At 61.4% G+C, this 12,284-nt stretch carries 3 protein-coding genes and 4 pseudogenes; 3 read left to right on the top strand and 4 right to left on the bottom strand.

Annotated features, from left to right (window positions below; all coding sequences use genetic code 11):
• Positions 1 to 229: 229 nt before the first annotated feature.
• Positions 230 to 322, top strand: a pseudogene (locus FNH09_RS39365) (IS5/IS1182 family transposase); the annotation flags it as partial.
• On the opposite strand, the pseudogene FNH09_RS50350 reads toward FNH09_RS39365, so the two are convergent.
• Positions 315 to 952, bottom strand: a pseudogene (locus FNH09_RS50350) (winged helix-turn-helix domain-containing protein); the annotation flags it as partial. The pseudogenes FNH09_RS39365 and FNH09_RS50350 overlap by 8 nt on opposite strands.
• A gap of 122 nt (positions 953 to 1,074) precedes the next feature.
• Between FNH09_RS50350 and FNH09_RS39350 the strand changes: the two are divergent.
• Complete coding sequence (locus tag FNH09_RS39350; RefSeq protein WP_162469777.1) at positions 1,075 to 1,839, top strand: transposase family protein; 765 nt, start codon at positions 1,075 to 1,077, stop codon at positions 1,837 to 1,839.
• Between the two features lie 14 nt (positions 1,840 to 1,853).
• Here the strand turns inward: FNH09_RS39350 and FNH09_RS39345 are convergent.
• A pseudogene (locus tag FNH09_RS39345) lies at positions 1,854 to 2,126 on the bottom strand (helix-turn-helix domain-containing protein); the annotation flags it as partial.
• A gap of 758 nt (positions 2,127 to 2,884) precedes the next feature.
• On the opposite strand from FNH09_RS39345, the gene FNH09_RS39340 reads away from it, so the two are divergent.
• Complete coding sequence (locus FNH09_RS39340) at positions 2,885 to 9,442, top strand: protein-glutamine glutaminase family protein (RefSeq protein ID WP_152894671.1); 6,558 nt, start codon at positions 2,885 to 2,887, stop codon at positions 9,440 to 9,442.
• Between the two features lie 494 nt (positions 9,443 to 9,936).
• Here the strand turns inward: FNH09_RS39340 and FNH09_RS39335 are convergent, their stop codons facing one another.
• Positions 9,937 to 10,341, bottom strand: coding sequence for a bacterial transcriptional activator domain-containing protein (locus FNH09_RS39335; protein WP_152894670.1), 405 nt, complete (start codon positions 10,339 to 10,341; stop codon positions 9,937 to 9,939).
• A 154-nt stretch (positions 10,342 to 10,495) separates the two neighbouring features.
• Positions 10,496 to 12,029, bottom strand: a pseudogene (locus FNH09_RS39330) (ISL3 family transposase).
• Positions 12,030 to 12,284: the final 255 nt, after the last annotated feature.

The raw sequence follows: 12,284 nt of genomic DNA, 5'->3' as shown, positions 1-12,284 counted from the left end.
TCGCGGGGTGCCGGGCGGCCAATCAGTGGAAGCCACATCATCGGCTATCGGGTGACAGCCATACCCAGCACCCCTGGGTGCTCCGATCCTACGAATGACCGGAACGGCCCACGACGAACGGTATGGACGGGTGACGGCCGGCTGGTCGGAGATTGGTGCAGAACGGACGAGGCTCCTCGGCGGTTGAGCGAGATGTCTGACGTCTCAACTCTTCGGCCGGAGAGCCTCGTTGATTACGTATCCTGCCGCATTGGACCTGCCTCATGCGCTGGTTGAGTGGGTGACGATGCTGATCGTCACCCGGGAGGGTGACCGCCGCTGTGCGGGTTGAGGTCCGGTGCATAAGTGGGTAACTGGAACACCGTGAGCCACTCGGCGTTCGCGTCGATGCACTCGCGTATGCCGGCCGTCAGGTGCAGGCGGATGTTGTCCCAGATAAGCACGATCGGTCCGCCGAGCTGTATGCGAGCGCGGACGATCAGATCGCGGAAGTCGCGCCAGCTGAAGCCCTTCGGCTCGTCCTTGCGGCCTCGGTACTCGCAGATCGCGTAGATCAGCCGGGACCGCTGGCCCGGCTTGTAGCAGGCCATACCCGCAATCGACACGCGCCCCGAGCCCCGGCCCCTCACCTTCACGGCTGGGGTCTGACCGATCCGGCCCCAGGTCCTGGCGCGCGGCGGAGTCATCGACTGTCCGGCCTCGACCTCGAAGACGATCCAGGCGTTGCACTCCGCCGTGGTGCTCTTACCCGCGGCCAGGTCTCCTTCTTCCAGACCTCGACCGCGTCGTCATCGCGCTCGATCGCGCGTCTGGTGGGCTGCTGCCAGCTCCAGCCGTGGCGTTTCAGCAGCCGCCAGGTGCCCTCGACTGTGTCGGAGACGTGGAAGAGCCGGCCGATCAGCGTCTTGATCCGTGCCAGGGTCCACCGCCGGTCCGCCCAGCCGTGAGCCAGTGAGCTGTTTCCAACCTGGCTTCGTGTGACGGGAGTTGGGGTGAGGGGCAGTGCGGAGACGTAGAGAAGCTCCTGGTAGACGGGTGATTGTCGAGATCAACTGTCCAGCCAGGAGCTTCCGCGTGCTTGTCTACCCATCGGGGATCGATCTGTCCACCTCGTCCCTGCGATTTCTCGCCCGCCAGCTGAGCACGCGGCATCGAGAGCAGGGCACCCGGTGGCGTCGTCTGTCCGCAGGGCGCCAGGCGCTGCTGGTCCTGGCGCATCTTCGCTGCGGTGACACCTACGCCCGCCTCGCCGCCGGCTTCGAAGTCGGGATCGCGACGGTGTACCGGTACGTGGCCGAGGCCGTCGAAGTCCTCGCCGCGCTGGCTCCCGACCTGCGGACCGCGGCCTGCACCGCCTCCACCAAGGCATTCGTGATCCTGGACGGCACGCTGCTGCCGATCGACCGAATCGCGGCCGACCGGCCCTTCTACTCTGGGAAACATAAGAAGCACGGCATGAACGTGCAGATCATCACCGATCCCGCCGGGCGACTGGTGTGGGCATCGCCTGCACTGCCCGGCGCGGTCCACGACATCAAGGCCGCGCGAACCCACGGCATCATCGACGCCCTGGAGGAAGTCGGCGTGGAGTGCTGGGCCGACAAGGGTTACCGGGGCGCCGGCGGCACCATACGGCTGCCCCATTGGGATCGCTGGGAGACGCTTTCCGCAGGTCAGCAGGCTGTCAACCGCTCGCATGCGAGGATCCGTGCGCTCGTCGAGCAGGCCATGCCCACCCTCAAGACCTGGCGACTCCTGCGCAAACTGCGATGTTCCACGACACGCATCACCAGCCTGGTTCAGGCCGTCCTCACCCTGCATCTGACCTGCTCAAACTGAGGTTGGAAACAGCTCAGTGGATCACGCTCCAACTCCCGCTCCAGCCGGGCGATCTGGTCTTCACTGAGTCGAGGTCTTCCCGGCGACCCTTTCGACAGGACTCCCACTTCTCCACTCTCGCGCCAGGCCCGGCGCCACCGCTCGACCGACCGCACGCTGATCCGCAGGGCAGCGGCAATCTCCGCGTTCTTCTGCCCGCCCTCGAAACGCTCCACGGCCTGGAGCCGTAACCGCTCCCGCATGGTCATCTCGGCGTCGGTCAGCCCGCCGCCCTGCGCGTACCTCACACCCCACGGCTACCGGTGCCGACGACCAACTGTCAGGCGAACGGCACCGACATCACTCAATCAAGTTCAGTAAACACGCCGTTCCCGTGGCAAGGTACTGCCCGAAAGGGACACGGCGAAGAATTTTGGGCACTTCCCCGGACTGCATATTCGGAAAAATATAAGCCGAGTGCACAATATGGGTTCGGGCTGACCTGTATCTATCGAAGATTCAACGAAAGCGCTCTTCGATGGGCGCTCTGATGGATGGGGTAAGACTTCGAGATCGACGACTCATTCGGACCCACAAAGTCTGAATGAAAGTATTTCTTGACGTTACATGAGGGGCGCCTTCACTGATGGTCAAGGGTGGACAGACTTCCGTTTCTCGCAGCGAGTGCAATCCAACATCGAACACGGTCGTGCAGCCTGCCGATGTACCGGAACGGAAACATTTCCACGGCCGCTCTTCAGAAGGGAGTGTACTTGTTTTGTGGACACCCGCCGCATCCGCTGCGCGTACCATGGCGCCCTTCCCGCTGAGTGAGGTGTCCGCGCTCGCCACCGCAACGCACTGATTTGGCCATCCAAATTGAAAGAGGTATCACAGTATGAGCTCTCATGACGGTGCATTCCCTGGTGCAAATTCGGCTGTCCAAGCGACGCCAAACAGAGTGTGCTTCGATGTCCTGCCAGAAGTCAGGGGTCTACAGGAAGCAGGGCGTTTGGATGCTGGGGAGGTCCGAGGCGCCGTGACACGGGTAATAAATGCTTTGCGCGTGGCATACGCCAACGAAATTCGCCAATTGTCCGGGACTCACACAATATCGCAAAGCGGCAAAAAAGAAGTAACCCGACGCCTCAAGTCCATTCGGCGTCCGGATGTCGGACTTACCGTGCGACTCACCCCTGATTCGCACTCTTTTGACGTCGCGGCGATAGTGAACCGCCTGAAACAAGGTAAGAGCCGGACGGATTCTCCATTCTTCACCACAGCTACTCAAATTGTCCGGCAGTACTTCGGACCCATGCCAGACTTCGACTCCGGCAACAACATGCCGCTAGAGGCTCTGCCGCCAGCTTGGCAAGCAGTGTACTTCGTGGCAGCGCATCTAGAGGATGCCGAGGATACCTCTGCAGCCTTGGAGTCGGCGGCCAATCTAGCCATCACTATGTCTGCTCTGGTGCCGCCAGCAGAATCCTCCGAACCGCAAATGACCTGGAATGAGTTGCTAACACGCGACTTCCAGGGTGCGAAGATAATCCGCCAAGACGTCAGCAGGAAACTTAACGACTGGGGATATCCGCTCCACGAGGACGACCTCGAAGATAAACTCGCTGAGGCGTACAGCGCCATGAATAGCGCCTGGAAAAACCAGCCGCTTCGTCACCGGGCGAACAAAATCGCCCAATACATTGTCACCGAAACATTCGAACAGATGCCCGGTGGAGGCAAGGGGCGCGCCGTAAGCGAGCATTTGAATGCGAATAAAATGGCCGCAGCCCGCCAATATCACCTCCGAACCGGTGGCAAATGGCTCGCAGGCGTCCCTCGGAACCATCGAGAAGAAATGCCAGGCGGAAAACTCGAGCCACTCTGGGACTGGCTTCACAAAATCGAACTCGGGGTCAGGAAAGTGGAGGACCCGGAGGAACGAGCGGAGCTTCTTGAAATGGGTATGCTCTGGGCAAGCAACCCGACGTACATGACTGCCGCACAGCAGTGGGCCGACGGCCATGAAGGATCCGTCCGCGGCGTCCCCGCGAGCCACATCGAAATAGTCAATGGTAAAAGTGTAGAAGGTCTCTGGAAATGGCTGGATGGTGTTTCCAGAGGGCATGTGAAACTGCCGAATACGACCCTGAAGAAATTGATTGGTATAGGCCTGCAGTTCGAACCCGAGGCAGGGTCCAGTACAGCCAACACCGCGACTACAGCTGCACAGGCTAGTCGTACCTCCGTTACCTCCCGCCGGACGGACTTCTTGAGAGCCCTCCGTGAGATCTACGAGAGGGATCTGACTATCGCAAATGTCTCGGAGGTTACTGCCGTAGGGGACATTCCCGTAGGGATGTTGCTGGGTAATATCCGTAGGGGAAGCACTAGGGTCCCTAAGGCGGTGCTGGCAGAGCTGATCGCGATGGACGTGCGTTTGCATACGTATGAACAGTACGGGAAAGCCGCCGAGCAGTATGCGAGCAGCCACGACTCCCTAGCCGCAGTCCCTCGCGCCCACACCGAAGAGCTCAGCAATGCCAAATATGACTACCTCAATACGGTCGATCTCGGGAACTTTCTGGATAAGGTCAGCGACGGGCGCTGGACTAAGGTGCCGCCGGCGCTGCTCAACCGACTGGAAGAACTCGGTTGGCGACCAGTGCAAAGACTTGCGGATCCTGCCTTCCTTCACGCCATCGAAGAATACATTTCAAACTACGGCTCCCTCGAGGGAGACGGCAAAAAGCAAGAACCGTTCTGGGTAACCCTGGAAGGTATTCGGCATGGCCGGATATTTGCGGATTCGAAGACGCGCGAATTTCTTCGAGGGGCGCGTTGGCGCCCGCATATATATGACCTATATACGATCGCCGCCGAGCAGTATGCCGACAAGCAGTCCATGGCAGGTAACGCCAAATCCATCGCGAACATGCCCGTTGGCCACATAGAAAGGATCACGGTTCCAGGCGCTAAATTCCACTACCTTGGGGAGATCTACCTCTGGGACGGAATTTACGCGATGCAAAACTGGCATTGGAAAAATATTCAGACCCCGATGGCTCTTCGTGACAAGCTGGAAGAGCTGGGCGTTTCCATACGTACTGGACCACCAGAGGTCGTCGGTTCTGCAATTGGTATGTCGGACTCGGCCGCAACCTTGGTAGGTCAGGAGCGCGAAGAGGTCTTCATCCCCGACCGTTCCAACCATGACTCCTTCTCCAGCACGAACGAAGAAGAAGCGTGGAATGCCTTTTTCGGCATACAGTTGGAATCGACCGATCTGGAATCGGTGGGGATAACTGGCGAATCCCTCTCTGATGGCGACGCGTTGCGGCAAATCGCAAGTCTTGACGCATCCATGTTTTTCGGTTTCGGTGACGATCTGCCAAGTAACCTCGAATCCACCTCGGAAGAGATGGGCTTGGACTCGCCGTTTCTCCCCAGCGCAGAAATTGGGTTGGATCCTACACCTCAGACCACTGCCCCGATCAATGAGGGGCTGGGCGACTCGACTTTCGATGGACTGGGCTTCAACTGGAATTCCTTCAACAACTCGATCATCTACACGACGCTGACACCTCATCCGCTCAAGGGGCTGGAAAAGGCTTTCGATGACGCCATCAGACAAGTCCCTCCGAACCCGGGACACATTCTCAGGCTTGCCGGTGTCGTGGCCGCTGCACGGGAGTGGGAGATTAAACGTGGTGGCGTAGGTTCGGAACCCGGAGCGGCAAGTGATCCACATAGGGTCAATAATGCTTCTCGCCATCCTGCCAACGCCCCTGGTTTCCGGCAGCAAGAAGCGCCTGGGGACGCCGGTCAACATGAAGGGCAACCACCAGCGAGCCCACGAATCGAAGATCGCCAGCATTCCGCGGCCAAAGATCGGGGCGCGGCCCCTGTCTCGGCGGTAGACGCCACCAGCAGCACCCACAGCCCTCAAACCGAGAATCTCTCGCGAGAGAATGAAGCGGCCCAATACGCCGCTCCTCAACGGTTGGCGCCCAGCCAGCCCAGGGATAAATGGCAGAACCAGGCGTTCCTGGATAGTCCGCGCTCCGACGTTGCACGCTTTTACGAAGGCAAGCCAGCACAACTGGCTCTCGTGCCGGCAGCTTTGAAGAGTGCGGTCGCTAGGGCGATCGCGCATGCCACCGAGCATCCCGGCGTTCGATCGTCAGCCTTCGCCGTCGGAACCAGCACCTCGCAAGCGTCTCAGTTGTCTACGGAGGAAGGGTTTGCGATCGAACCCACTGTGACAACGGCCGGCCAGGCGGACAAGGACGTCAGCGCCCCAACTGCGGGATTTCCGCTGACCGACGTTACTGAGACAATGTCTGCGCCTCCTTCGGTTTCGGTGCAACACCGTCCCGCAGAGGATCATCCGAATGATAAGTCTGCCGTTGGATCGGATGAGCGAGCGCAAGCGACAATGGATGAAGAAAAGCAAGAATTTGCGAAACAATATTCGCTCGCAAAATTCGCCGCCCTTGATACCGAATGGTTCGATCCCCTAATTTCTGACGCACCCCAGGCGGGAATGCTGGATGGCGCAATTGGGTTTATCCGCGCGGACGTGCGGCGATTCCAGCTGTCCGGTGGAGAATGGATCACTGATTTCACAACGCGCATTCACCTATCCGCGCAGAGTGGGATAAAGTACGAGGATGTTCGGTGGATCGCCCAGCAGATGTCCGGGACAGTCGAACACAATTATAACGAGCCCAGATTTCGACTTCCAAACGGGGATCGACTCCATCTCACCGTCAAGTTCCTCAGCAAGCAAGATGGTTTCCTCGATGAGTCAGACCGGCCACATCATGTAGTACGCGTACACGCGACCCCTGGTTACACAACGACCACCGACCTGCATCTGATAAATCCCGATGGAACGCAAATAACAAAAGCACAGATAGGCCACGAGTACGGCCATCTGGCGCTGGGACTGCCGGACCAAAATCACGATCCCGATATGCTATTCCGTAGGGATCCAGACTCCTCTGGTACACGCCCAAGCGAGTCGTCCGTCATGGCTGGGGACCCTGGAACGGGACGCTGGTTGAGCGACGAGAACCTATCCCGCATCGAGTCGCTGGCCAGCTCCTTGGTTATCTATGAACTCCCCCACCCTAAAGCCCCCAAAAAGCCGACGAAACTCACCTCCAAGGCTATCACAGAAAACACGCTGCCCCGGGCACACTCGATACCCCGGCGTGCGCATAGAGCCAGGCCTCCACTTGCTGCAGCAAACGCTGAAAATGGTCACCGCGCTCCAGCTGCTCCTCAGGGTCAAGTATCAGAAGATTACGAGGAATCCTATACGCGACAAATCGAATTGCTGTTGAGGGCTCAACCGGTGGATGTGGAGCGGCTGCTGCATGTACTGACTCTGCGGGCTTCCACACCAACGCTGTACACCCCCAGCAGTTTGCAGAGCACCTTCTCACGCCTTTTCGGCATGCCATTGCAAGAAGCCATCGATCAAGCTGTACGTAATGGTCGACTGCCCGAGCATGCGCGAATTGACGTGTTGCGCCTGATGGGTTTGGTCGGCGACAGCGTCTTTGCTGACGAACAAGAACTGAAACATATCAAACTCCCGGACGAAACTGCCAAATGGAACTCCCCAGACGTAATGCTTTATGCTTACGCCGTGCATGACGCCTTCGAAAAGGGCGACATCGAGCGGGGACTAAATTTGCTGCGCGCCTTCGATCGCCGCAGTCGCAGCGTGCATCAGGTCGCGGAAGCCTGGGAAAATCTCTATGCGACCGACATGCTGCAGAGCCTGACCAGCGCATGGCCTGCTTACTCAGGGCAAATCAGCCATGCGCTAGGAGATCTTGTCTTCCGTGGCCCGGTACCCTGGGAACAGGCCAACGCGCTGTTCCAGAAATTGAATGAGACAGGCTTCCGCCACCCCCAACACGGATCGACTCGTGTAGACCCGCGGCACCCAGAAGATGGCTGCTATCTGCGAGCGCACCTGTGGGCAGACGAACTTATTCGCTCTGGAGTAATGCCTCGAAAAGTTTTCATTGCGCGAAGTGGAGACTTGGGTCCCTATTCAGTCAATGCAAGGGGAGCGGCAAACTTCGCGCCTGGCCGAGTCGTTTGGAGATACCATGTTGCACCGTGCCTGGACGTCATGCGCAACGGGAAATCCGAGACCATGGTCTTCGATCTTGCGCTAGGCTCCGGTCCGATGACCATTCCAGCATGGGTCGAGGCTTCGGGAGTAAGCGGAGATTTCCATTTCGTCGCCGGCTCTTTGCCAGAGGTTCAATTGCACCTTGGGGAGCGATGGGTTCAAGACCCGACCTCGTGGGAATTCACTACTGAATCGGAACCAAAAGAAACTACCGTCGTTCTTACTGAAGTTCACGCCTGGAGTTTTCCCTACCCAACTCTACTGGATCTCCCAAAAACTTTGGCAGAAGCCAATGAATGGGCTCGGTCCAGTCTGGACGCTGCGTATCAATACAGTGTCGAGGCCGAGAAACGGCAACTGGAGCGCAATATATGGGATCTTCTATACGCGATATCCACCCTCTCCACGTACTCGCAGGAAATTTTGCTCGGACAATTGCGCACCCTGCTACCAGTAAACCCGCCACGGGGCCTTCTGGATAATTTTCTCGCCCGCAATAAAGAACTGACAGAAAATCTGCAGAAGCTTTTGGGGCCATACTTCTACGAGTTCAGCAGTACATTCCCAACGGATTCTATCAACACCCTCGAGAGTTCAGCTCCCCAGACTTCTCTCGACTTCAGTTCCCTCCAGTTCCTCGGAAACACTGACGGTTCAGAGTCCGTGATTCCTCCCGGCTTCAGTTCCCTTGATGGGGACGTTGTCGAGAGTTCGGCGCCCGGCCTCTCCTCAGACACCGCTGAGATGGCAAACAGCGGGACTACTGCAGACTCCCCGACAAAGATCCCGCACCGGGCTCCGCGGACGTGGCAGCCACGACAACGTCCTGCAGAGCCTCCCATGGACGCCGCACAGGTCGTGCCAAGTACGCCAGCCGCTGAAGCCGTACAGACGCCAATGGGCGCCATTTCGGATAACAGTCCCCTGGCAGGCGACACCACCGAGGCGATCGAAGCGGCGAATACAGCAAAATCACAAGCATTCCTGGGCGCTCCGCGTCTACTTCGAGCAGCGGATCACGTCCAGACCCCCACCAACGATCGACCTGGTTCCAAGGGCAGTGAACCGTCAGTCGCCTGGGACAAGCAAGAAGGCCCCAGCCTCCCCACAACCCGCACCGGCGATACCACCGGACCAGCCTCGGCGCGGAGCCAGCGCCTACCGGTGCCGGGTTTCTGGGACGCACAGCGCACCCGGTTCATCCTGGACCTGGCTCTCCTCAGCCCCGACGACTCCCTGCGCGCGCAGCAGGTGACCGCAACCCGAAAATTGCTGGACACCAAATACCCGTCCGGACCGGACGGAAGGCGCGACACAGCCGCACGAATCGAGATCACAGCAGCCGACCCAGCACAGACCGGCGACTACCTGACCCACACCACAACATTCGCCCAAAGCCTTGCCACCCACCTCGGCAGCATCGAACTCACCCTCCCCAGTGGCCAAACCATCAACATCTGCACATGACACTGGCAGCCAGCAACCCAACCCACCATCCGCAACCCAGTCAGCGACTATGAGCAGGAAGCCAGGCAGGCCAACGGGGAGGCAGGGGCAGAACACCCTCACCTCCCCGCCTGCCGGGGTGCAGTCCGCTGGAGCCGCCGTCGGATCGGTTGGGGCCGATGACCACCGCCGTCCCATACAACCCGTACGTGAGCTCCGCGCCGCGCCAGGTGCTGGCGAGTGCCCACGCGGCGGCGTTGAGCTGCCGTTGCGGTCCGAGGGCACCTGCGCCGTGGACGTGGATGAGGGCGCGCCGGTGGTCGACCGTGCCGTCGACGGCCCCTTCGAGCAGACTGCGAAGCACCTAGCGTTGCCTCGTGTAGTCCTCCGGGAGTTCGATCGCCTGGACTGCTCCGGTGACTTCAAGTCGCAGGGCGGGCGACCACGACTTTCCTCCTTCGCTTCGGAGCTACGCTGATCCCCCGTCGCGGCCGGCGCCCGCTTCGCGTGTCGTGTCAGGCGTCGCCGTGCGCGGCCGCCAGGTCCCTGGATTCCTCCAGTACCGCGGCGATGGCGTGCTCGGTGCGTGCGTCCATGGAGATGTGGTAGGCGCGGGTAACCTCGGTGACCCGGGCCGCCGCCTTGCGAGCACCGGAGTGGTTTCCGGCGGCCTGCTCGATCGCGATCCAGTCGCGGTAGAGGACCTCGGCGGTCTCATCGATGTCCAGGCCCCGCAGTACCGCGGCACGGGCCGCGTCCCAGTCCGGTGTGTCGCCGGCGGTGTGCCAGGTGGCGAGGGTGTGCACGACGTCGACGATGCGGGACAGCATCTCCTGCTGCACCGACACCGCCCACGGATATTCTTGCCCGTCGAACGGCCGGCCGCGGACCAGAGAGAGCGCGGCCTCCAGATCCTTCATGCCGCCCGAAGGCCCGGCGGCCAGGCCCCGGGTCGCGAGGTCGTGGAAGGTCGCCCAGTCCGAGCGGACCGACGGGTGGAAGGCGTATCTGAACCGTTCCGGGTTTGATCGAGACTCGGGTCTGTTCCGTAGTCGGTGGTGACGGACGGTGTGGTCAGCCCAGGAGGATGCGGTGGCGGAGGAGGGGGAAGCTCGCGAGGCCGTACATCTGGCGCTTGATCAGCTTGGTTTTGTTGTTGACGCCTTCGGTGCCGCCGTTGTGGTGCGGCAGGGTGAGAGCGGCGTCGACTGCGGCGCGGTCCTTCTCGAGGCCTCGGGTGAAGGTATGCAGGTGGGGCAGGTCCTCGGCCTGGGCCGAGGTGATCCAGGTGCTCAGCAGGGGGCATTGCCGTCGGCGCGATCCAGCAGCACGGCGAAGCGGTGGATGAGGTCGGCCAGAGCGGTCATCTCGTGGCAGGCGGTGCGGGCGGCCTCGATGCGTCCTCGCTGGTGGTCCTTGAGGCGGTCGGGGCGGGTGAGCAGGTAGCGGGCCAGGCGGCGGGGCGAGAGGGCGGGCCGGTCGGCCTCGACACGGCCCTGGTTGATGTAGCGGACCAGCAGGTTCGAGCTGCCGGTGTAGCCCAGCTCCCTGATCTCCTCGAGGAGATGGGTGACAGGGACGGCCGGGTTCTCCAGCCGGCGTCGGCGCAGGTGACCGAGGTAGGGATCCACGAGAGTGGGCCGGTACTTGGGGGCGCGGATGAGGCGCTCGGGCTCGCCAACGCGGTCGTAGCGCTTGACGGTGTTGAGAGCCAGGTTCAGGCGGCGCGCGCACTCCAGAAGCCCGACTCCGCGCTCGCGCAGGGCGTGGACCTGCTGCCAGCGCTCCCGGGTGGTGGCGGCCTGTCTCCCTTCAGCCGGGGGCGGGCCCGCTTTCGCCCAGCAGGTGCTGTGCGCGGCGATTTCTTTGCGGACGGCCTCGGCAAGGTTGTGCCACAGGTGCCAGCGGTCGCTGATCTGGACCGCGTCGGGCAGGGCTCGGCGGACCGCCTCGGTGTAGGTGGCCGATCCGCCCCGTACACCGCCTCGATGCCCGGATGCCCACGCAGCCAGGCTTCCAAAGTGGCGGCCTCGCGGCCGGGCAGTACCTCGATCCGCTCACCGGTCTCGGCGTTGATGATGACCGTGGCGTAGCTGTGCCGGCGCCGCAAGGCGAAGTCGTCGACTCCGATCACCCGCGGGCACCGCACCTCTGGCACGGGCACCCGCCGCAGCAGCCGCAGAGCGGAGGCGTACGACACAGGCACGGCCAGGGATCGGGCGAGTCGGGCGGACGCCCGGCCGCATAACTCCGTGACCAGCTCGGAGTGCTGACCGGTCAGACGTGTGGTGCGGCGCTGATGGCGCTCCAGGAGCCCCGGGACCTGCTCTCGGAAGGTCTGCCGCCTGCAGCCCAGGACCGGACAGACCAGCCGTCGTATCCTCAGCCGGACCACGACCTGTGGGCCGTCGACCGGCACATCACGCACCGTCCGGCCGTGATACCCGTGGACCCTCCCCGTCACCACCCCGCACACCGGACAGGGAACGGGAACATCCCGGGTCCGAGCCGAAACTCGGACTATCTCGCCACCGTCCGCCACATGCTCGATGACCAACGCCGACAACCCCGAAAACACCGTTCCCACAAGCGTGTTCGCATCATGCACGCTCAATGATCACAGGCGAGCACTCACCGTCACCACCGACTACGGAACAGACCCACTCGTTTGACAGTCCCCCACGACACGGGAGAGCCAGCATCGTGGCCGGTGGTCACTCAGGGTCCCTTGCGTGGTCGAGGTCTGTCCGGATTCATCCGGTGGTGCCGGGGGCGGTCAGGGGCCTTCGCCAGTCGCGGGCGGTGTGACGTAGGGCGGCGGCGATGCTGGTGTGGCCGTCCTGACGGTGGACGCCGATGGCGA

The sequence above is a fragment of the Streptomyces adustus genome (assembly GCF_009377175.1).
GTDB lineage: Bacteria > Actinomycetota > Actinomycetes > Streptomycetales > Streptomycetaceae > Streptomyces > Streptomyces adustus.
The sequence above is the reverse complement of the archived record's forward strand: the minus strand, read 5'-3'. Positions and strand labels throughout refer to the sequence as shown.